The 23,436-nt window shown below is 41.6% G+C and carries 12 protein-coding genes; all 12 read left to right on the forward strand.

Translation table 11 applies throughout. The features are described 5' to 3' along the window. The first annotated feature begins 183 nt into the window (after positions 1-183). The 12 genes from glsA (at position 184) to JET18_RS05460 (ending at position 23,403) form a co-directional block, all read left to right on the forward strand. Positions 184-1,197: a glutaminase A gene (gene glsA / locus JET18_RS05405; RefSeq protein ID WP_202089591.1), complete on the forward strand. Its 1,014-nt coding sequence runs from the start codon at positions 184-186 to the stop codon at positions 1,195-1,197. A 941-nt stretch (positions 1,198-2,138) separates the two neighbouring features. Then, positions 2,139-9,131 carry a type I polyketide synthase gene (locus JET18_RS05410; RefSeq protein ID WP_202089592.1) on the forward strand — a complete coding sequence of 2,331 codons (6,993 nt, stop codon included), beginning with the start codon at positions 2,139-2,141 and terminating at the stop codon, positions 9,129-9,131. A gap of 18 nt (positions 9,132-9,149) precedes the next feature. Further along, positions 9,150-13,382: a type I polyketide synthase gene (locus JET18_RS05415; RefSeq protein ID WP_202089593.1), complete on the forward strand. Its 4,233-nt coding sequence runs from the start codon at positions 9,150-9,152 to the stop codon at positions 13,380-13,382. Next, positions 13,370-13,669: an acyl carrier protein gene (locus JET18_RS05420; protein WP_034728171.1), complete on the forward strand. Its 300-nt coding sequence runs from the start codon at positions 13,370-13,372 to the stop codon at positions 13,667-13,669. Before JET18_RS05415 ends, JET18_RS05420 begins: the two co-directional genes overlap by 13 nt. Further along, complete coding sequence (locus JET18_RS05425) at positions 13,660-14,454, forward strand: alpha/beta fold hydrolase (protein ID WP_202089594.1); 795 nt, start codon at positions 13,660-13,662, stop codon at positions 14,452-14,454. Before JET18_RS05420 ends, JET18_RS05425 begins: the two co-directional genes overlap by 10 nt. Continuing rightward, positions 14,447-16,852, forward strand: coding sequence for a glycosyltransferase (locus JET18_RS05430; protein ID WP_202089595.1), 2,406 nt, complete (start codon positions 14,447-14,449; stop codon positions 16,850-16,852). The genes JET18_RS05425 and JET18_RS05430 overlap by 8 nt, the downstream gene beginning before the upstream one ends. 4 nt (positions 16,853-16,856) lie before the next feature. Continuing rightward, positions 16,857-18,128 carry a condensation domain-containing protein gene (locus tag JET18_RS05435; protein WP_202089596.1) on the forward strand — a complete coding sequence of 424 codons (1,272 nt, stop codon included), beginning with the start codon at positions 16,857-16,859 and terminating at the stop codon, positions 18,126-18,128. Beyond that, complete coding sequence (locus JET18_RS05440) at positions 18,125-19,384, forward strand: condensation domain-containing protein (RefSeq protein WP_202089597.1); 1,260 nt, start codon at positions 18,125-18,127, stop codon at positions 19,382-19,384. Before JET18_RS05435 ends, JET18_RS05440 begins: the two co-directional genes overlap by 4 nt. After that, positions 19,374-19,922: a hypothetical protein gene (locus tag JET18_RS05445; protein WP_202089598.1), complete on the forward strand. Its 549-nt coding sequence runs from the start codon at positions 19,374-19,376 to the stop codon at positions 19,920-19,922. Before JET18_RS05440 ends, JET18_RS05445 begins: the two co-directional genes overlap by 11 nt. Positions 19,923-20,077: 155 nt before the next feature. Further along, positions 20,078-20,650: a restriction endonuclease subunit S gene (locus JET18_RS05450; protein WP_202089599.1), complete on the forward strand. Its 573-nt coding sequence runs from the start codon at positions 20,078-20,080 to the stop codon at positions 20,648-20,650. Positions 20,651-20,656: 6 nt separating this feature from the next. Beyond that, on the forward strand, positions 20,657-22,186 hold the full coding sequence (locus JET18_RS05455; RefSeq protein WP_202089600.1) for a type I restriction-modification system subunit M: 1,530 nt from the start codon (positions 20,657-20,659) through the stop codon (positions 22,184-22,186). After that, positions 22,186-23,403 (forward strand): restriction endonuclease subunit S, encoded by a 1,218-nt coding sequence (locus tag JET18_RS05460; RefSeq protein WP_202089601.1) that lies wholly within the window; start codon positions 22,186-22,188, stop codon positions 23,401-23,403. The genes JET18_RS05455 and JET18_RS05460 overlap by 1 nt, the downstream gene beginning before the upstream one ends. Positions 23,404-23,436 lie beyond the last annotated feature (33 nt).

The following is a 23,436-nucleotide window of genomic DNA, read 5'->3' on the forward strand; positions in this document are numbered from 1 at the left end:
GAAAACGGTTCTAGAGTATAAATGACCAATTACGGTTTTGAGTAGAAATACTTAATCCTTCTGAAGTCCTTTCAATCATGTGTTTTTGATCCGGAGATCTTTTTCTGTACATGGGATAGATAAAGATGAAATCCTGTATATTTGTCTTTCGATATTGATAATAGGTATTCGACGGCATTTCAGATGAACAAGCAAAGTCTCTTATGGTCTGCAAAAGGAATTTTCATTGCAGCTTTTCTTTCGGTAAACACAATCACTTATGCCCAGAAAGGGGCAGAAAACAAAATAATCACAGAAAAATCTCTTGAAAGTATTCTGGAAAAAAACAGAACCTACTATATAGAGGGTAAAGTAGCAGATTACATTCCTGAGCTGGGGAAAATGGACGCCAAAGCGATTGCTTTTTCGGTGGTTGCTAAAAACGGTAAAATATTTAATTCCGGCGACGTTCATAAGAAATTTACCATGCAGAGTATTTCCAAGATCATCGCATTAATGATTGCTGTGAACGAAAGGGGAGAAGCGGATGTCTTTAATAAGATGGGGTATTTCGGGACCGACAGGCCTTTTAACCACTTTTCAAATCTTGAAACAACGGGAAAACCCCTCAATCCTATGATGAATGCAGGTGCGATCCTTACCACTTCTTTAATTTTAGGAAACGGCGAAAAACCATTCCTTAAAATTTTGGATATGGTCCGTTACATTACCAAAAATCCTACATTAGATTACAGTAAATCTGTTTATGAATCTGAAAAATCCACTGGACACCGAAACCGCGGCATGTTTTATCTCATGAAAAATAACGGTCTGATTTCAGGAAATGAAGACCAGCTGGATAATTATTTCAGACAGTGTTCTATAGAGCTTACCGCTGAAGATCTGGCTAAAATAGGGTATTTCTTTGCCAATCAGTGTGTCCGTTTTGACGGCGATGCTACCTATAAAAATAAAGAGCTTGCCAGGCTGGTGCAATCCCAGATGCTTATTGCCGGAATGTATGAGTTCAGTGGAGAATATGCGAGAACAGTGGGTTTACCGAGTAAATCCGGTGTCGGAGGCGGAATTGCCGTGAGTGTTCCCGGGAAAATGGGGATCGGTGTTTTCAGCCCGGCTTTGGATCAGCATGGGAATTCTTCTGCCGGATATCACATGATTCTGGATTTTGTTAAGCAGTATGACCTGAGTTTATTCTAAATTCATCTTTCCTGGCTGCCTTTACAATAGTATAATATTCCGTTTCGTTTTGAATGAAATGTAATTGATGAATAATTCATGACATATACTTTTGTTTTCCCTTTTTAAATGAAATGCCTTTGTTTATCTTAAAAATTTCCTTATTTCAAAAGAGAACTTTGTTTAGCCTTGTGATTATTAAACACAAAGAATCCCAAAGATTTGATTTTAATTCCTTTAAATTAAGATAAACAAAGGTGTTTCACTTATTTCCGAAATACAGGATTTCAAAATGTGAAAACGGGTTGCAGGATAAAAATAATTCTAAAGATCTGTGTAATCAGTACAATCTGCGGGCTTGAAAATTTCTCCCACAGAATACACTGATTATACAGATCTCTTCTTTTTACATTAAATCATCATTAAGAATACTCATTTGTTTACATTTTTTTAACCTTCTTATTGTCATCGTGTTACTTGTGTAAATAGTCCGGTTTTAAGAAAATTATCTCAATGATTTTTTTAAAATTTTGTTTTTATTTTGAAAATTGATGACTTTGTGTATCAGATCAGTAAAGTCGTTTTTTATAGAATTCATACGCTTTTGTAGGTATGTTATAATTTTGTAATATTAAAAAAATAATTCTCTTATTTTTGATATATTATGGTTTTTATTTCTATATTTGTTTCACATTAATTAATTATAATCATTTATAATTGAATCTGATAGACTGTACCGTCTTATTTTCTCATAATGGAAATATATATTGCAATTTTTAATATTATTTAAATTCATAATAATTTATTGTTAATAATTTATTATTATATTTTATTTATGGTTAAAAATGTAATATAAATTTATTATTTTTATTCCCTCATAATTGATAAATACATATGAGGCCGAAAGGCTGGGTATTTAGTTATGAAGTTTTCCCAGTTATTATCTCAATACCATAAATGCAATGAAAAACTTAACCATTATTGGATTAACGCCTTTTGAAAAGCCGGATGTCAGCCTTATGCTTAAACTGCATCAGGCGGGTGCGTTTCCAATCTTAAGCTTAGGACATGATTCAACAGAAGCTCAGGAAGCCCTGAATCAACTGAACCAGACAGATATTCCTTCTTACGGAATTTATCTTCCCAACGACCAGTTTATATCCCTCCAGATTCCGGAAAAGGTGAAATTTGCGATCCTTCCGTCCGGAACTTCAATGGATGTCATGCCGGATCTGCCTACTGTTTATCAGGTAAGCAGTCTGGATGAGGCCAGGCTCGCCGAACAATCGGGAGCACAGGGGATCATTATAAAAGGAAACGAAGCCGGCGGACTGGTTGGCTATGAATCCACATTCGTGTTGTTTCAGCGGGTCATCAGAGAAATTAAGTCTGTGCCTGTATGGGTGCAGGGAGGCGTAGGACTTCATACCGCAGCCGCTGTAAAGGCGCTTGGTGCAGCGGGAGTTGTTCTGGACAGCCAGCTATCACTGTTTCCGGAAAGCTCCGTTCCTCAGGAGATAAAGGATCTGTGCTCAAAACTGAATGGAACCGAAACTAAAATTATAGCCAATCACAGAGTGCTGGTAAGACCCAATTCTCCTGTACTGCCGGAAAATGTAAGTAGTAAAGAGCTGCGACAGTATTTTTCCGGTTTTGACCTGAGTAAGAATTATATTCCTATGGGTCAGGATATTTCGCTGGCTGTAGATCTGTATGAAGATTTCAAAACGCTGAAGAAAATGGTTTTCGGATTCAAAGAAGCTATGTATGGACATTTGAAGCAGGCAAAAGCCCTTCAGGTGATCAGTGAAGATAATATCATGGCGAAGCAGCTTGGATTGCGTTATCCCATTGCACAGGGACCTATGACCCGTGTCAGCGATGTTCCTTTATTTGCCAATGCTGTAGCGGATGCCGGAGCTTTACCTTTCGTCGCTTTATCTCTGCTTAAAGGAAAGCAGGCGAAAGATCTGGTGATGGAGACTAAAAAGCTGGCCGGCGAAAAAACATGGGGCGTCGGTATCTTAGGCTTTGCCCCTCAGGAATTAAGAGAAGAACAGACTTCATACATACTCGAAGCCAAGCCTCCGGTAGTGCTTATTGCTGGCGGAAGACCGGCACAGGCGAAAATATTCGAAAAAGCGGGAATAACCACCTTTCTTCATGTCCCTTCTCCTGCATTACTGGATATTTTCCTGAAAGAAGGAGCAACCCATTTTATATTTGAAGGCCGTGAATGCGGCGGTCATGTAGGTCCGCTTTCAAGTATGGTTCTTTGGGAAAAGCAGATTGAACGTATTTTAAAAGAAGATCATCCCGAAAATATCAGTGTATTCTTTGCCGGAGGCATTCACAATGCTTTTTCAACGGCATTTGTTTCCATTATGGCCGCTCCACTGGCTGCCAGAGGCGTGAAAGTTGGTGTCCTGATCGGAACAGCCTATCTGTACACTGAAGAAGCAGTACGTACAGGTGCTATTCAGGAGGAATTCCAGGCACAGGCCATGCAGGCCAAAGATACCGTATTGCTGGAGACCGCACCGGGCCACGAAACCCGTTGTTTAAACACAGCATTTGCAAGGCATTTTACGACTGAAAAAAGCAAGCTTCTCGCTGCCGGAGTCGATAAAAAAGAAATCTGGGAACAATTGGAAAAATTGAATGTTGGACGCTTAAGGATTGCTGCTAAAGGAATTGACCGTCAGGGTGATAAGCTGGTGAATATTCCTAAAAACGAGCAGCTGGATCTCGGAATGTACATGATCGGGCAGGTAGCCACCATGCAGAACCGCGTGATCTCCCTTGCGGCACTTCATCAGAATGTAAGCATAGACAATTACGAATATATACAACAGGCCGCTTTACCTGAAGAACCAGTATCCGTTGAAAAACCATTGGATGTAGCTATTATCGGGATGGAATGTATCTTCCCGGGAGCAAAAAACCTGGAAGAATACTGGCGTAACATTATCTTAGGAAAAGACAATGTGACCGAAGTTCCCGATGAACGTTGGAATAAAGAACTTTATTACCATCCGGATTCAGACGGACCGGATGTTTCCCATTCCAAATGGGGCGGATTTATTCCGAAAATTGATTTTGATCCTTTAGCCTTTGGAATTCCTCCACAATCCCTTGCAGCTATTGAACCTACGCAGTTATTAACCTTATTGGTAGCCAAACGTGCAATGGAAGATGCCGGTTACGGTGAGAAAAATTTCAACAGGGAAAACGTTTCTGTAATCATCGGAGCTGAAGGCGGGAATGATCTGGCCAACAGCTATAGTTTCAGGGGTTATTACAAGCAGGTTTTCGGGGAACTTCATGAGGAGGTGAAAGAAGCATTTCCACACACCACAGAAGATTCATTCCCCGGTATTTTGGCTAATGTCATCGCAGGTAGGATTACGAACCGCCTGGATCTTGGCGGAAGAAACTATACCGTAGATGCAGCCTGTGCTTCCTCTTTGGCAGCGATTGATCTGGCTTGTCAGGAGCTTGTATTGGGGAAATCCGATATGGTTCTGGCCGGTGGAGCAGATTTACATAACGGGATCAATGATTATCTGATGTTTTCCAGTACCCATGCGCTTTCAAGAAAAGGACGCTGTGCTACATTCGATGGTGAGGCTGATGGTATTGCGCTTGGAGAAGGAGTTGCCATCCTTGTATTGAAAAGATATGAAGATGCTCTGCACGATGGTGACAGGATTTATTCGGTGATCAAAGGAGTGGGAGGTTCCAGCGACGGTAAAGCGCTAGGTCTTACAGCTCCGAGAAAAATAGGGCAGGTGCGCGCATTGGAACGTGCCTATACCCAGGCAGGAATAAGCCCTGCAGCAGTAGGATTGGTAGAAGCTCACGGCACAGGAACCGTAGTGGGCGATAAAACCGAGCTGAGTGCGCTGACCAATCTATTCAGCCGTTCAGGAGCGATACCGGCCCAGACTCACTTAGGCTCAGTAAAAACACAGATCGGACATACCAAATGTGCGGCAGGATTGGCCGGGCTTATTAAAGCATCACTGGCGGTATACCATGGCGTAAAACCTCCTACACTGCACCTAAAGCAGCCTAATACCTATTATAATACACAAACCAGTCCTTTTGCCTTTTATGCAGAAAGCGGATTGTGGAGTGAAAAGAACCGGTATGCAGGAATCAGTGCTTTCGGATTTGGAGGAACGAATTTTCATACGGTCATTGCCAATCACCCTAAGCAGGACGATTCTGCGGTATTACAATCCTGGCCTTCGGAATTATTTGTGTTCCGCGGTGATACCTATGAAGAAGCTAAAAATCAGTTGGGGCAGATTAAATCTTTATTGGAAACCAATGATGAGATTCCCCTGAAAAATATTGCGTACAGTTTGGCTGTGGGTTCGGAAAAACCGGTTCAGCTGAGCATTGTAGGAGATACAGTAGAAGATCTGATGATGAAAATAGAATTGGTTCTGTTGGGAATTGAAACCAAAGATACTTTCACCGTCAATAAAAAAGAGGGTAAAGTGGCCTTCCTGTTCCCGGGACAGGGCAGCCAGAGGATCAATATGGCCCGTGATTTATTCGTGGCTTTTCCTTCCATGCGAAACCTGATCGATTCTTATCCCGAGCTTGAAAAAGTAGTTTTCCCTTCCGCTGTTTTTAATGAAGCTGCTTTAAAACAACAGAAAGAAACCATTAAAGATACCCGCCTGGCACAACCTCTTTTGGGGATTGTAGATATGGCTTTAGCTAAATTCCTGAAATCACTGGATATTGTTCCCGATATGCTGGCAGGCCACAGTTATGGTGAATTACCGGCCTTGTGTTTTGCAGGCGTATTTGGGGAAGATCAGCTGGTTGATTTAAGTATTAAGCGGGCTCAATCCATTTTGGATTCCGTGGATGGGGGAGATCCCGGATCAATGGTTGCGGTAAGCACAACAAAAGAGCTTTTACAGCCTGTTTTAGATAAAGTAGAGGGTTGCTATCCTGTGAATTATAATGCTCCCGGGCAGTGTGTGGTGGCAGGAAGTACCAAAGCCATCAATACCTTAATGGAAGTTTTAAAACAGGAACGTATTTCTGCCAAAAAACTGGAAGTAGCCTGCGCATTCCACAGTCCGTTATTAGCCAAATCCAAAGGCTTATACGAAACCGTTCTGAAAGATATTCCATTTCAGGAAATGCAGATTCCGGTATGGTCCAATACGACGGCTGAAACGTACCCTGCAGCCCCTTCAGAAATCAAGGAAAGACTGACGGATCATCTGGTACAGCCTGTAAGATATGTAGAAGAGATCCAGGCGATGTACAACGAAGGAGCAAGAATCTTCATCGAGGTAGGTCCCGGAAAAATTTTAACAGGACTGACGAATTCATGTTTAGATAAAGATCAGCTGACTTTATATGTGGAAGACAGCAGCCGGAATAAAATGAGCCACTTTCTGTGCATGCTGGCCCAATACCTCGGAACAGGCCGGAACTTCAGTATTGAAAAACTTTTCGATGGCCGTCATGTGAAACTGATTCATATCGACCAGCCCGAACTGTATAAGAAAAACCCTGCGATCTGGCGAGTGAACGGCCAGACAGCACATCCAACTACAGGCGCGCTGCCAGCTAACGGAGCACTGCCTATATTAAATCCTATTGCCATGAACAATTTTACGAATAACCATCAAACGCCTGCCGCAGAACATCAGCCTGCTGAACGTATGCTGCAGGAATATTTAAATACGATGAAACAGCTTATCCAGGCACAGAGAGATGTGATGCTTTCCTTTTTGGGACAGAATCCGCAGATCAGCCCTGCACCTGTGTATGTTTCAGCAGTACCGGCGCCTGTAAATGAGCGTGTAGCAGCTGTTCCGGTTCAGGCTGCTGTTCAGGAAAAACCGGTTGCCATTCCGGTAAAGCAGGCTCCTGTAAAAGATATTAAAACCTTATTATTACAGGTGGTCAGCGATAAAACAGGCTATCCTCACGAAATGCTGGGCATGGAAATGGATCTGGAAGCCGACCTGAGTATTGATTCCATTAAAAGAGTGGAAATCATAGGAACACTTCGTTCCGAACTGGGAGCTTTCACTAGTGATCAGGGCAATGAAGATACCGTGATGGAACAGCTGGCAGGAATAAAAACCTTAAGCGGTTTGGTTTCATGGCTGACGGAATGCATGGGAGCAAACACGGCTTCTGAAAAAACTGAAGCAGTAGAAATCACAGCTCCAAAATCACAAAAGAAAGCAGGATTCACTCTTGAAGAACTTCAGCAGGCTATTCTGAATATCGTCAGTGAAAAAACCGGTTATCCAAAAGAAATGCTGGGACTGGATCTTGATCTGGAAGCAGATTTAAGTATTGATTCCATCAAGAGAATGGAAATTATTGCTGATCTTAAAACAAAGATCGGGTTTGGTGAAAACCTGGATCAGGCAGACGATGTGATGGAGAAAATGGCCGCCATTAAAACCCTGAACGGACTGGCGTCGTGGATCAATGAGATGAGTGGAAACACGGATACTCCCGAGCCTGTACAAAACCTGCTGTCCCGGCTTCGTTTTGACCTGACCCCGACGGATGTTTCTCCGGGACAGAATACTGAAATATTAAACGGAAAACGGTTTGCCATCACTCAGGACAACAGTAGACAAACTCTTGCAATCAAAAATGCTCTTGAAAAATTTGGCGCCGTTGCAGAGTTGGTAGATGCCGAAAAGGATCTTAAGGATTTCGACGGACTGATCATCCTTGATTTATTCTCATCTGCCGTTAAACACAGCATCATTGATCATGTGGATCTGATTAAAAAAATGGACCTTGATAAGGCAAAATGGATCTATCTGATCTCAGACATTCCTGCACACGTTCAGGAACTGAAAGACACCACGCTTTTACGCCATTATAAAGGACATCCGGGACTTTTCAAAAGCCTGGCCCGTGAGTTTGAACAGACCAGCTGCAGACTCATCAGCCTGAATACCCCTCAGGAAGTAGATCAGATTGCAGAGATTGCTTTAAAAGAAATCCTGACTACCGATAAACCGTCAGAGGTGATTTATAAAAACGACCAGCGTCACCGGGTGGATATTATCCCTTCACCATTGTCAACCAGCCTTCAGGAGGCTCATATCCAGCTGGATCAAAAGTCTGTTGTATTGGTGCTTGGCGGAGCCCAGGGAATTACTTCAGAGCTTGTGAAGCATATGTCCGGAACCTATCCTTGTACTTACATTCTGGTTGGAAGATCAGCGGATCCCAGAGATGAGGTTTCCCGTCTGAAAGAAGCAGAAGCTATGAAAACCAAGGAAGAGATCAGAAGCTATCTGATTAAATCCGGGACATTCACTTCTCCTGCCGAAATAGAAAAAGAGACGGTGCGTGTTTTCAAAAACAACCAGATCCTGCGTACCATCCGAGATATGGAGCAGCTGGGAAGCAAGGTGGTATACCAGTCACTGGACCTTTGTGACGAAGAAGGCCTGTCGGATTTAATCCAGAATATCTACGAAACCTATGGCCGTTTAGACGGAGTGATCCATGGTGCGGGACTTTTGGAAGATAAATTATTTAAACAAAAAACATCCAGCTCCTTTGAGCGCGTTTTTGATACCAAAGTAAAGCCGCTTCGTGTACTCGCAGAACAGCTCCGTGCAGACTGTCAGTTTGTGGTTCTGTTTTCAAGTATTGCTTCAGTTTACGGGAATAAAGGCCAGACCGATTATGCCGCTGCCAATTCCGTACTGGATGATTATGCGAAAGCTTTAAACAAAAAATTAAAAGGAAAAGTAATTTCCATCAACTGGGGGCCGTGGAAAGGTGCCGGAATGGTTTCATCCACACTGGAAACAGAGTATGAACGCCGCGGGATTTCCTTAATTCCATTGGATCAGGGGAAAGAAATTTTTCTTAATGAAATAAAATACGGAACTGAAAGCCAGGTGCTCATCATGTCCGGAAGCAACTGGTAATCTCTGTATACAATAACTATGAAAAAAACAGATGTTGCTGTCATTGGCTTATCCTGTGTCTTTCCCGGCGCGCAGGATGCCAGCACTTTTTGGCAGAATATTGTCAATAAGGTAGATTCTACCCAGTCCGTTCCGGCGGACCGGATTGATCCTGTGCACTTCAGTGATGCCACCAATCCCGTGGACAGATTTTACTGTAAACGCGGCGGGTTTATCTCTGATTATGAATTTGACCCTACAGCTTTTGGAATTTTACCATTAGCTGTTGAAGGAACCGAGCCGGATCATTTATTAACCCTTGATCTGGTGCAGAAAGCCCTGGAAGATGCCGGGGTATTTAAAAAGCAGGTTTCCCTTGAAAAAACCGGGATCATCATCGGGAAAGGAAATTATACAGGCCCCGGAGCTACCCGGGCTATAGAAATAGTACGTACCGGAGAGCAGATCTCTTCATTGCTTCAGGAATTGCTGCCTCAGGTATCTTCAGAAGATATCGAAAAGGTAAAGCATGCTTTTCAGGAGCGGAAAGGCCGTTTCGCAGCGGATACCGCAATGGGATTAATTCCCAATCTTGTAGCCTCTTTGGTCGCCAACAGGTTCAATCTGGGAGGTGCTGCTTTTACCGTAGATGCCGCTTGTGCCAGTGCTTTACTGGCTGTAGACCACGCTGTGCAGGAACTTAACAGAGGACGCTGTGATATGGTGATCGCGGGTGGTGTACATACCGGACAGAATGCTGCGTTCTGGAGCATTTTTGCCCAGCTGGGAGCTCTGTCGCATCAGCATCAGATCAAACCTTTCAGCAGTGATGCCGATGGGTTACTGATTGGAGAAGGCTGTGGCTTTGTGGTTTTAAAACGTCTTGAAGATGCAATTCAGGATCAGGATAAAATTTACGCCGTGATCAAAGGAGTCGGAGTGAGTAGCGACGGAAACGGAACCAGCGTGATGAGTCCTTCCGTTAAAGGTCAGCTTAAAGCTTTACAGCAGGCCTGGATCAATGCAGATCTGGATGAAAAGCAGATCGGCTATCTTGAAGCCCATGGAACAGGAACGCCGCTTGGCGACAAGACGGAACTTCAGACCTTAGCTCAGTTTTTCGGGAAAGAAGAAATGGTCCAGTCTGCAGGGATAGGCTCGGTTAAATCCAATATAGGACACGCCATGCCGGCTGCAGGAATCGCAGGTTTGATCAAGACCTGTCTGGCGCTTCATCATGATACTTTACCGCCAACATTATACTGCGAAAACCCAATTGCAGATATGCAGCAAACCCGGTTTGAGCCTGTGCAGGAAGCCAGAAACTGGTCAAAGACAGGACTGCCGAAAGTGGCGGCCGTCAATGCATTCGGATTTGGAGGAATCAACGCGCACGTCGTTCTTGAAGGTTATGATATGCCGAAAAAAGACCGCGTGTTGATTCTGGCAAGACCAACCCACGAAGAGCTGCTTTCCGCTTTACGGAATCATGAATGTGAAGTGGGAGAAGGGAATTACCGTGTCGCTTTATTTGATCCAACGCCTGAAAGAATAGAAAAAGTCATTAAAATTGTTGCGAGGGATAATCCATGGCGTAATAAACAGGATATCTGGTACACGAACACGCCTTTACTGAAAGACGGTGGCAAAGTAGCCTTTGTATTTCCCGGTCTGGATGGCCTGGCGAAAGGGGAAGTGGAAAGTGTAAGCCGCTATTTCGGATTGTCTGAACCTATCGAAACCGAAGGAGAAGGCTTGTTGACCGATGCCTTAGGAATCTTCAATAAATGCAGCATTCTTGACGGTGCCCTGAAAAAGCTGGGAATTATTCCCGATATGAACGCAGGACACAGCCTGGGAGAATGGCTGGCAGGGTATTCCTCAGAGCTGGCAGAAGTGAATTCCGTTAAAGCATTGATTGATGTGCTGAATCCGGAGACTTTTGAATTAAAAGATTCCAGGTTCGTTGCTGTAGGTGCAGGTATTGAGGCTGTCAAACCTCTTATTGACGCTATTTCAAATGTATATATTTCCAATGACAACTGTCCCAATCAGGTGATTCTTTGCGGGAGTAATGCCGCATTGGATGAATTGGTTCCGTTATTAAAATCAAAACAGATCTTTCATCAGATACTGCCGTTCCAGTCAGGTTTTCACTCACCTTTTATTGCGGATAAACTGGATGTGATTCTTGAAGGAATGGAAAAAGCACAGTTTCAGCAGACCAAAATTCCATTGTGGTCCGCCACGACTTTGGAACCTTATCCTGCCGATCAGGAAGCCATCAGAAAACTCAGTGCCGAGCATTTGGTTCAGCCGGTCAGATTCCGTGAACTGACGGACAAACTGTATGACGAAGGAGCGAAGTTTTTCATTCAGATCGGGACAGGAGGATTAATCGGGTTTATTGATGATACTTTGAAAGGGAAAGCTTTCAGCACGATAGCTTCCAGTGTTCCCACCAGGTCTGCGCTGGCTCAGCTGCAGCGTGTGGTAGCCGCTCTTTTCGTAGAAGGAAAAACGGCAGCCATAGATTTTCTGGAAATACAGAATCATTCAAAAAAATCATCAGGAAAAGGAATTAAGCTCCAATTGGGATCACCTATTGTCCGTGATTTTAAAGAAATTAAAGCTTTGGCGCAGTCTTTCGATGGGCCGAAACATCATACCATTTCCGCAACGGTTGCTAAAACCGGGCATCCGCTTGTTCAGGCATTCCAGGAAAATATCACCGATATGATCCGTATGCAGGAAGAAGTGCTGACCCTGTTTCAAAACAGGCCGGAAACTACAGCTCCAATTGTAGCAGCTCCGAAAAAGCCGGTAAGCACGCACTTCTCAAAAGATCTGCATGTAAATCTGAGCAGTCATCCTTATCTCATCGATCACAGCTTGCTGAGGCAGCCGAAAGGATGGACCACTGTTTCCGATATGGAACCTGTGATTCCGATGACCATGATTTTTGAGCAGCTGGCAGAAATTGCACAGGCAGAAATTCCGGGAACAAGGGTTCATAAAATCATGAATGTAAGCGTGTTCCAGTGGATGAATGTTGCCAAACCTTTTGAAAAAACAGTAAAAGGAGAGTGGCGCTCACCGAATCACGCCTATCTTGATATTGAGAACTTCGTAAATGCAGAAGTTTTGTTAAGCTCAACTGAGCCTTCTGCACGTACTTTCAACCTGTCAGTCGGTGATCTTTTACCGATCCAAAGAACACCTGAGGAGATCTATGACAAACATATGTTCCATGGAGAGCTCTATCAGGGAATTACAGAAGTTTCAGCAGTGGGAACCAAAGGAATTACGGGGAAAATCAAAGGCAACGGCGGAAAAGGTTCTTTGCTGGACAATGCCGGACAGCTATTCGGGCTGTGGCTGCAGCTTACCCTGACGAAAGACCGTATTGCTTTTCCCGTAAAGATCAGGGATATTGAATTTTTCGGAGATATGGAGGATCAGGACGGCCTTTTTGAATGTACCTGTATGCTCACAGAACTGAATGAAGAATTCGCGATTGCAGATATCATCCTTAAAAGAGACGGGAAAGTATGGTGCGCCATTACAGGCTGGCAAAACCGCCGTCTGGAAATAGACGAGCCTCTCTGGAACGTTTCCATGTCGCCTCTGCATAACCGTCTTTCGGAGGAAATTGCTCCTGACGTATTTTTCTTTCATCAGGCGTATACCCGAGTGGCATCATGGGATTTTATCCTGAAGCGTTATTTCAATCACACTGAAAAGCAACATCATCAGCAATTGCTGCCCAATAAACGGAAAGACTGGATGGTAAGCCGTGTAGCGGTGAAAGATGCGGTGAGAAATCTTCTCCGTGAAAAGAAAAATCACCCTTGCTTTCCTATCACTTTTGAAATCCGTTCCAATGAGGCCGGAAAGCCTTATCTGATTGGTGATGTCACGGAAGATATTCATATTTCTCTGGCCCACAAAGGAAAAGAAGCCGTAGGTATTGCCCGTCATGGCAGTCCGGTAGGTATTGATATGGAGATCATGGAAGAACGCAGCTCCGGATTTTACGATCTGGTCTTTACCGATCACGAATTAATGCTTTTAAAAGACAGAGATCAGGCGGAATGGACCACCAGATTCTGGGTAGCCAAAGAAGCTTATTCAAAGTTCCTGGGAACAGGATTAAAAGGAAATCCCAAAGCGTTTGAAGTAAAACGTATACAGGATGATCACTTATGGATCAACGAAACAGAAATAAAAACTATTAAACATAAAAATTATATCATAGGATGGACACTATAAACAACACATTAAAATTGAATCACGAGGAATTATTCACGCTTTTAAAAGGTTTTATTACAGAAGTGATAGGAGCGGAATTTGTAGAGGAAATGGACATTACGCCGGACAGTTCATTCACCAAAGATCTTGAAATGGACAGCATTGAAATTGTTTCCTTTTCAGAAAAAATCAAGGCCCATTTCGGGGATCAGATCGATTTCACGGGATGGCTATCTTCTATGGATCTGGATGAACTGATCAATCTTGACCTCCGTATGATCATCAATTATATCTACGAATGCCAATAATCCATGTAAATAACAGACAGGTTCATATTCAGGAACTCAATAAAGGTGCTGAACATACCGTTGTGCTTATCCACGGAATGTTCAGTAACCTCTCCATTTATTATTTTAATATTGCCCCGGTTCTGGCGAAACATTTTCATGTGGTGATGTATGACCTTAAAAGTCACGGCATGAGCGAGCGTTTCCCGGACGGCTATGATCTGGAAAGCATGTCAAACGATCTGCTGGCTTTGATGGATGTTTTAGACCTTGAAAAAGTACATCTTGCAGGGTATAGCTTCGGAGGGCTGATCGCGTTGAAAACCGCATTGAAAGCTCCGGACTGTGTCAACAGCCTCACGGTTATTGAAGCTCCGGATCCGCAGGACGAAAAGGCACGCAATATTATTGATGAATACAGCAAAGAGTTTCTGGAACATTATGTCGCCAATTTTACGGACACCACCAAAGTGCAGATGGGCAAAAGGCAGATGGAGAAAAACCACCGCATGTATCAGTTCCTGTTTGAAAAAACAAGTATTAAAGCAGATATGATCAGGGAAAAACATTTTCTGAGTGAAGCTGATTTACCGGAACTGGAAGTTCCCACACTATTGCTGTACGGCTCGGAATCGAACTGTAAACCGACCGGTGAATGGCTGAAAACACAGATCATTCCGTCTGAACTGGAACTCATTCCCGGAGATCATAATGTTCCCATACAGGAACCTGCACAGATTGCTGAAAGCATTGTTCATTTTTTATCTCAATCATTATCAAAATCATTAACACAAAATCATGGCTAAATTTGTATTTGTTGTTCCGCCATTGACAGGGCATGTCAATCCAACCTTAAGCATCGGCGCAGAATTATTGGAGAGAGGGCATAAAGTGGCCTGGATCAGTCTTGACGAAAACCTGAGCACGAAACTTCCTGAAGGAGGAGAGCTTCTGCTGATCCAATACGACCAGACCGACGAAGAAAAAAAAGAAAGCGAAACCTATCTCGATATTATTTCTAAAAAAGTTGTCTACGGAATCGACAGCATTAAGTTTCTTTACGATGATGTATTGATTCCTTTAAACAGACATTGCTACAACGGGATCGTTACCCTGCTGAAACAATATCAACCCGATATGGTGACTGGAGATCATCAGTTGTTTGCTGCTGCTATCGCTGCGAAAAAACTCAATCTTCCCTACAGTACATCCGTTACCGCTCCGGCCGCCGTTAAAATGATGGAGGAACTGCCTAAAGTACATGAATGGGAAGTCAACAAGATCATTGAACTGCAAAAAGAACTTGGAATAGCGGAAAACCGCTCACTGGCTTCTTCCGATCTGTTAACGCTTGTTTTAACTTCAAAAGAGTTCTTTGGTGAAATGGATCTTCCGGAAAATTATCAGTTTACAGGGCCTGTTCTTATGGAACGCCGGATCTCCTGTGATTTTGACTGGGAGAGATTGAACGCCAGCACACAGAAAAAAATCCTGGTCAGCATCGGAACCACTTTCGATCATGATCATAAAAAAGCTTTTTTCCAGAAAGTAATTGATGCCTTTAAAGACGAAGATTTAACCGTTGTACTGGTTTCAGATCCGCAGCTTTTCGACAGCTGGCCGGAAAACTTTATGGTCTATCAGCAGGTTCCTCAGCTGGATCTTTTGCCGCATCTGGACGGGGTTGTCTGCCACGGCGGACACAACACGGTATCTGAGACTTTATCAAACGGTCTTCCGCTGGTCGTGATTCCGATTGCGTACGATCAGTCTCATGTGGCAGGACGTGTAGTGCGTACAGGTGCGGGAGAGCGTCTGAATTTTAACAGATTTAAATCGCATCATTTAAAAGATGCTATACAAAATATTTTGAATAATCCGGCCTATTCAGAGGCGGCTCAACTGATGCGTCAGTCCTTTATGGATGCAGGTGGAACGCCAACGGCAGCTGATTTACTTGAGAAGGCATTAATTCCTGTTTCAGAACCTGTAAAATCAGGGTCTAAATTTTTGTTCGTTGTTCCTCCGTTCTTTGGACATATCAGCCCTACATTAAGCGTTGGAGCCAGCCTGATTGCCCGTGGCCATGAAGTAAAATGGTTTGGAATTACTCCGGTAGACAGCAAGCACATTCCGGAAGGAGGAAGCTATATTTATCCTGAGGAAGATCTTGTTCCGTATCAGGAAGAAATCCAGCGTATTTTAAAGAGACAGGACGACGGGCCGGCCTGTTCAGGACCTGAAGTGATGAAACTGGCACTGGAAGAAACCTATGTTCCGTTTGCGAAGATGATGATGCCGGGACTGGAACGCCTGATGACCAGCTGGAAACCCGATGTTCTGGTGAACGACTGTATTGCATTCGGAGGCGCACTTTTTGCCCACAAACATCATATTCCGTGTGTAACGACGACGCCTGTACCACCCGATGTAATGGGAGACAGCGAGAAAAACGCACCCAAAATATGGGAATGGCAACAAAATCTGATCAAAGACCTTCAAAAAGAAGTTGGAATTTCAGATGAGGGTATTTTTATTCATTCGCATCAGCTGAATCTGGTATTTACTTCACAAACCTTTGCCGGATTTGAAGAAGTTCCGCCTCATATGAGATTTGTAGGTCCGGTAAAAGGCCGTCCCAACAATACCCCTTTTGACTGGGAAAAACTGGAAGCCTCTACGACACCGAAAATATTTGTCTCCCTGGGTACATTGCTGGTAGATATCCGCAAGGCCTTTTTTGAAAAGGTTATTGCTGCGTTTGCCGATCAGCCTGTAACCGTCATTGCAGCCACTCCGCCGGAAATTTTTGAGGAATGGCCTTCTAATTTTATCGTAAGCGGCTTTGTTCCGCAGTCACAGCTGATGCCTCACATGGATATGGTGATCTGCCACGGAGGATTCAATACGGTGAATGACACCTTTTATAACGGGCTGCCAATGTTAATTACTCCTATTGCCTATGATCATTTTCATATTGCGAAATTAATAGAGCAGGCCGGTTGCGGGATCAGCATCCGGTATAAGAGATTAAGAGTGGAAGCTCTTCGGGAAACTGCTTTTGAACTGCTGGAAAACCCGAAATACAGAAATGCAGCGAAAGAGGTAAAATCCAATTTCATCCATGCAGGCGGTAATGAAAAAGCGGTAGAGCTGCTGGAGCATTTTGTACAGCAGGAATGTTCAACCTTAGCTTCAGTATAAGCCTATGAAAAGAAAATTGTTATTTGGTGAACGTATGCTGCTGGGCGATGGGACGGAAGCTTTTAATGCAGTGATTCCGTTCCGGCTGCGCGGTATTTTCAAAGAAGAAGACATTCAGCATGCTTTAGGTCAGATTCAGGCTAAACATCCCTGGCTGAGAGCAATCATCACTCATGACGAAAATAATATTCCCTGGTTTGAAGTACCGGGGAATCATCTGCCGATACCGATAAGAACGGTGATGAGGAAAGGAGAGAATGACTGGCAGGAAGAGTCTGCAAAAGAATGGCAGACTTTGTTTAATTATGAAGAAAAACCTCTGATCAGATTCATCTGGATCAAAGGAGAGGAGCTTTCAGATATGCTGTTTGTGTTCCATCACTGCTTATGTGATGGCGGTTCTGCGATGGCTTTCCTGTATGAATTTTTACAGATACTGGATCATCCGTCCGCAGAAATCGGGGTGGAAAGTCCTATCCTCGGCATTCAGGATGTTGTTCCGGCTGAAATTTTAAATAACCGCAGACAAAAGTTAAAGGCTAAATTTATCGGAAGGCTGGCGGCTACGGCCATTAAATGCATTCCTGTCAGTAAAAAAGCCATTGAACGGAAAAACGACTACCTGATTCATTGGAAATTCGACAAAGAGACGAGCAGTGAGTTAATTTCCTATTGCAAATCCCAGGAAGTAACAGTCAATACTTTTCTGAGCGCTGCGGTGCTTCATGCTTTTAAAAAAGTAAGGGGCAATGCGGCCTTCAATAAGGTGTCGTGTCCCGTAGATATCAGACGTTTTGCGCCACAGATCAAGGATGACCATATTTTTGCATTTGGTCTGATGATCGTGGTTTCTGCGAATTATAAAATAAATTTTGCAGAGAATTTATACGCTATGCAGGAAGCGGTGGAACGTAAAACTGCGAAACTGAATCCCTATATTACCATGATGGTGATGGAATCTGCCCACGATGCCCTGAAAAATTTCACAAAACTGCTGAAGCACGGTAAATCTTCCAATGACTGTATGTTTTCCAATCTGGGACGTATTCAGATTCCTCATCAGTATAAAGAATTTACGCTGGATACTATTTTCAGTCCCTCCGTGATCGGTCCTTTGGGCAATACCACAACGCTGGTGACTTCTACTTTCCGGGGAGAAATGGATTTTTCTTTTATGGGAAGTGAAGGCTATCTGCCGTATTCGGAGGCACTGGCTATCCGGGATGAGGTGATAGAAACTGTAAAATTACAACTGGACCCTATTGCAGTATTATGATGAGACGAAATTTAATGATGGTCGAAAGGATCATGTATGTTGATGCTCAAACTCCTGTGAACTGCGTGTTTACAGGAAGAATCAACGGAGAGATCCCTGAAGAGAATTTTAAAACGGCATTGGCAAAAATCCAGCAGAAACATCCGCTGCTGAGGGTGAGAATTGATAACAGCAGTGAGCAGTATCCGTTTTTTACAGAAGAAAAAGAAATAGAACCTATTCCGCTCCGGATTGTGGAGAGAAAAACTAATGAAGACTGGCTTCTGGAATCAGAAAGAGAATGGATGAAATTGTTTGAAAATGAAAAAGAACCATTGGCCCGGCTGGTCTGGATCAAAGGACATGATGTATCTGAAATTCTTTGGGTACTTCCGCACTGCATTTGCGACGGAACATCCATTGTGAACCTCATGAGAGAGCTTCTTTCTTTGCTGGATGATCCTTCTTTAGCATTGAATCCTTATCATTTGTTCAGCTCGGCAGATGATTTCCTGCCTTTGGACTTCAATATGAAAAAAAAGAAACGAAAAGCGAGAATGTTCCGGATCATGGCCAAATTCTTCTTCCTGATGCAGCGGAAAAGCAAGAAAAGAAACCTCGGAAAAAACTACGCAGTCCACTGGAAACTGAATCCGGAAATGACCTCAAAAATCACTGAAAAGTCCAAAGCTCATGGGACTTCTGTTCATGCGCTGCTTTGTTCTTCATTTATGCAGGCTTTCAAAGATTTACAGGGATCCGGGGCTAAAGGGAAGGTGATCAGTCCGGTGGATGTCCGTCATTTTATTCCGGAGATAGGGCAGGATCAGGTATTTGCTTTTGCACCTACTGTTGAGCTTTCCATAAAAAAAGGAAAGGAGGATATGCTGGATAACGCGAGACAGATCAAAAAGGACCTTCTGGAAAAAATAGAAAAAATGGAAGCCCGCGAACTCCTGTGGATGGGCGAACAGATGCACCCGGTGGTTGAACGGATGACCGCGATGCTGAAATCCAGTAGGGGAGGACATGATGTAACGCTTTCGAATATGGGGAAAATCAATATTCCCGGTGATTATAAACAGTTTAAACTGGAAACGGTTTTCAGTCCTACGGTTGCATTTCCGTGGCTGAATTCGAATACACTGGTGGCTACCACTTATAATCAGCAGATGGATTTTACCTTCATGTCCAATGAATATTTCCTTCCGAGAGAAGAAGCCGTTAAAATTAAAGATAAAGCCATTGAACTCCTGACCGCGTCCCATGAAATTTAAATTCAAACCACCGCCGCCTAAAAAACTCAAAAAAACTACCCTCAAACGCTTTTTAATCAGGCGGACGATTTTTTATGTCCTTCCCAATGTATTTTTCAATTTTATTATTGCTTATGCCAGCTTTCAGGAACTGGGCTACACGCATTTCTTCTCAGGCACGCAAAACCTGGCGAGACTTACCCTGCCCATGGCCATATTTCTGCCTGTAGTCCTTACGATTGACATTATCAACCGGGTAATCATCGCTGCTGAGCAGGAAGCCATTGAGTTTACAGTAGATGACCAGCTGAATAAGAAGAAACTGATGACAAAACTGAGCATTTTGCATGGCGTTGTTACCGGTTCATTGGTATTATCTGCCCTGCTTCTGGCCCAATACAACCTGTCTGAATATTACAAGCTGGATGCTACGGCAATGGCCGTGGTGGTGGGTGTACTGGCGGGAGTGTTGTCTGTGGTGTTTGTGTATTTGCCGGTGTGGAGGTTGAGGAGGTGGATGGGGAGGAGGTGCATAAAAATATCTATAGAGAACCAATAATAGTATTAATCAACTGTAAATGAATAGCTTAAACCATCAATATTATGATGGTTTTTTTGTAGCAAGTATTTTTTTTGAAAAATTCTACAAAAAAATATTTTGTTAATTAGAATATTTTTACAATCTTTGCGATATGAAATTTGAAAAACTCTACAATGTATAAAAATATAAAAATAAAACTTACCGATTTTTGCACAGTCAATTTTGGACCCTATCTGAAATCCGTTCAGGATAAGGGAGTTTTGTATTTACAAGTTAAAAATTTTTCAGATTCTGGAAACTATCTTGACAATATAGACACTTATGTTTTATCTGATGATGTAAAAACCTCTTTTCTATTACAACAAGATGACATTATATTTGTAAGCAAGGGATTAAAATTCTTTGCCTACAAATATGATCAAATTATAGGAGATGCAATAGCTTCATCTATTTTTTACATTATTAAAGTAAACCAATCCATTATTCTTCCCGATTACCTTTTGTGTATGATGAACCATCCTAAAAGTCTATCCTATTTTTATAGTGCAAGTGCAGGAAGCTCAATTCCTTCTATTAGGAAGAAAGAATTATTGGATTTTGAAATTCCTTTAATTTCTATAGGAGAACAAAAAAAAGTAATTGAATTTTTCAACTGTCACAAAGAGCAAATAAAAATAATGGAAGAATTAAAAGAAAAAAAACAACTATTATTTAATCAAACTATTAATCAACTAACCGGAATATAAACAATTATGCAAAATAAACTTACACAAACAGAAATTAACAACATTGTATGGAAAGCCTGCGACTCTCTTAGGCCAGTAATGGGAAGTGGTTCTTATAAAGACTATATCCTTACCTTGCTTTTCGTAAAATACCTTTCTGATGTTTGGAAAGAAAAGGGTAATCAATATAGATTAAAATACCCCAACGATGAAAAAATGGTAGAAAGACAGTTGAAAAGAGAACGCTTTCTACTTCCGGAGGAAAGTAGTTTTGATTATCTATACAATAACAGAAACGAAAACAATATTGGAGAATTAATTGATATTGCATTAACCAAACTGGAAGACGAAAACCGTTCTAAACTGGCAATGGTGTTCCGTAGTATATCTTTTAACTCTGAAACCGCTTTTGGGCCTACAAAACAAAGAAATCAGATCCTTAAAAACTTACTGATGGATTTATATGCATTAGATCTTCAACCTTCTCATTTATTGGATAATGATGTGATTGGGGATAGCTATGAATATCTTATTGCAAAGTTTGCTGGAGAGGCAGGAAAAAAAGCTGGAGAATTCTATACTCCATCAGAAGTAAGTACTTTATTGGCAAAACTTATGAATGCGCAGCCCGGAGACAGGATCTGTGATCCTGCCTGTGGCTCCGGTTCCTTATTAATCAAGGTAGCTAATGAAATTGACGGTAAAAACTATGCATTATATGGCCAGGAAAACAATGGAAGTACTTGGGCGTTGGCAAGAATGAATATGTTCCTCCATGAACAGGATAATGCTGTAATTGAATGGGGAGACACACTAAATCATCCACAATTAAAAGAAAAAGACTCTTTAATGAAATTTGACATTGTAGTTGCCAATCCTCCTTTTTCTCTTGACAAATGGGGTGCTGAAGTAGCTGTCGCAGATGAATTTAACCGTTTTCACAGAGGCGTTCCCCCAAAAAGTAAAGGAGATTATGCATTTATCTCTCATATGATTGAAACCACTTATGAAGACAAAGGAAAAGTAGGAGTCATTGTTCCTCATGGCGTATTGTTCCGTGGAAGCAGTGAAGGGAAAATAAGAGAACAGTTGATTAACGAGAATCTATTAGAAGCTGTTATCGGCTTACCAGCCAATTTGTTTTATGGAACAGGTATTCCTGCGGCTATTTTAATCTTTAACAAAGCCAAAGGAAAAAATAAAGATGTTCTTTTTATTGATGCCAGTAATGATTTTGATAATGGAAAGAATCAAAACAAGCTGAATGAAAAGCATATTCAAAAGATTGTAGAAGAATATAAAAAGTTTAAAGGTTTAAAACCGATTACAACAGAAGAGGGTGAAGTCTTAACTGATAAATTCTCTTATCGAGCTACTTTGAAAGATATTCAGAGTAATGAATATAATCTGAATATTCCTAGATATATTGACACTTTTGAAGAGGAAGAAGAAGTAGATATCAAAGAAGTTTATAATGAAATTGTTGCTTTGAAAAGCCAATTGGCAGAAACAGAAAAGGAAATGGAGGATTATTTGAAAGAACTAAATCTGATTTAATGATGAATGATACTAAAATGAAGTATAAAAATACCTCCATTGGAATTGTTCCAACTGACTGGGAGGTTAAAAGCCTAAATAAAGTTGGAGAAATTTATTCGGGAGGTACACCAAGAACTCATAATCCGAAATATTGGAATGGAGAAATTCATTGGTGCACTCCAACGGATATTACCAAGAATAGTAATAAATATATTTTTAAGACCGAAAAAGCGATATCACATCTGGGATTAAGTTCTTCCTCAGCAAAATTATTACCCATAAATTCCATAATTGTTTCCACAAGAGCATCAATAGGGAAGGTAGTAATAAATAAAATTGAAATGTGTACCAATCAAGGTTTTAAAAATATTGTACCATTTAAGGAAATAGATTTTGAATATCTTTATTACAATATTTTATTTTTAGAACATGTTTTTCTTAAAAAAGCCTCAGGGAGTACTTTTCAAGAATTATCTAAAAATGATTTTTCTAAAATTCAAATTCCAGTTCCAAAGCTCCCTGAACAAAAAAAAATAGCTGAAATCCTATCCATATGGGACAAAGCTATACAAGAAAACAATAATATTATTAAGGCTTTAGAAAAAAGGAATAAAGTATTAGCATTTTCATTGTTGACTGGAAAAAAGAGACTGAAAGAATTTAAAAACTTTCAGTGGACAAAAACAAAATTAGAAAACGTTATTGATGAATATAATGTAAAGCCCTTATCTGAATCCAAACTTCCAGTCTTCACATCATCCAAAAATGGATTAATGATGCAGTCTGATTATTATTCCGGAAGTAGATTAATTGATAGAGAAAATGTAGATTATAATGTTTTACCTCCCAATTATATCACTTATAGATCAAGAAGCGATGATGGATTATTTACATTCAACAAAAATAATTTTACTATCAAAGGATTGATCAGTGGTTATTACCCTGTTTTTAAAATAAAAAATGGGAATGATGATTTTTTTCTATATTACTTTAATTATTTCAAAAGAAAATTAGGAAAATATAGCATTGGCACATCTCAACTTGTATTGTCAATCAATGCTTTAAAACAAATAACTCTAAAAATTCCTGCTTCGGAAGAACAAAATGAAATTGCAAAAATCCTTAATACGGCAAACGAAGAGCTACAACAATACAAACAAAAGCTAGAAAACTTAAAACAGCAGAAAAAGGGATTGATGCAGCAGCTACTGACTGGAAAAATAAGAACTATGTAAAAGTAAAACATTACCATAATAACCAAAAAACAA

Source organism: Chryseobacterium endalhagicum (genome assembly GCF_016745235.1).
In the GTDB taxonomy this organism is placed as follows: Bacteria; Bacteroidota; Bacteroidia; order Flavobacteriales; family Weeksellaceae; genus Chryseobacterium; species Chryseobacterium endalhagicum.

Bases quoted from the DNA above. Each gene is read 5' to 3' on its own strand.
- JET18_RS05450 (WP_202089599.1), top strand. From the start codon at position 20,078: ATGTATAAAAATATAAAAATAAAACTTACCGATTTTTGCACAGTCAAT.
- JET18_RS05445 (WP_202089598.1), top strand. From the start codon at position 19,374: ATGAAATTTAAATTCAAACCACCGCCGCCTAAAAAACTCAAAAAAACT.
- JET18_RS05430 (WP_202089595.1), top strand. From the start codon at position 14,447: ATGGCTAAATTTGTATTTGTTGTTCCGCCATTGACAGGGCATGTCAAT.
- JET18_RS05455 (WP_202089600.1), top strand. From the start codon at position 20,657: ATGCAAAATAAACTTACACAAACAGAAATTAACAACATTGTATGGAAA.
- JET18_RS05435 (WP_202089596.1), top strand. From the start codon at position 16,857: ATGAAAAGAAAATTGTTATTTGGTGAACGTATGCTGCTGGGCGATGGG.
- JET18_RS05410 (WP_202089592.1), top strand. From the start codon at position 2,139: ATGAAAAACTTAACCATTATTGGATTAACGCCTTTTGAAAAGCCGGAT.
- JET18_RS05460 (WP_202089601.1), top strand. From the start codon at position 22,186: ATGATGAATGATACTAAAATGAAGTATAAAAATACCTCCATTGGAATT.
- JET18_RS05440 (WP_202089597.1), top strand. From the start codon at position 18,125: ATGATGAGACGAAATTTAATGATGGTCGAAAGGATCATGTATGTTGAT.
- JET18_RS05420 (WP_034728171.1), top strand. From the start codon at position 13,370: ATGGACACTATAAACAACACATTAAAATTGAATCACGAGGAATTATTC.
- glsA (WP_202089591.1), top strand. From the start codon at position 184: ATGAACAAGCAAAGTCTCTTATGGTCTGCAAAAGGAATTTTCATTGCA.
- JET18_RS05415 (WP_202089593.1), top strand. From the start codon at position 9,150: ATGAAAAAAACAGATGTTGCTGTCATTGGCTTATCCTGTGTCTTTCCC.
- JET18_RS05425 (WP_202089594.1), top strand. From the start codon at position 13,660: ATGCCAATAATCCATGTAAATAACAGACAGGTTCATATTCAGGAACTC.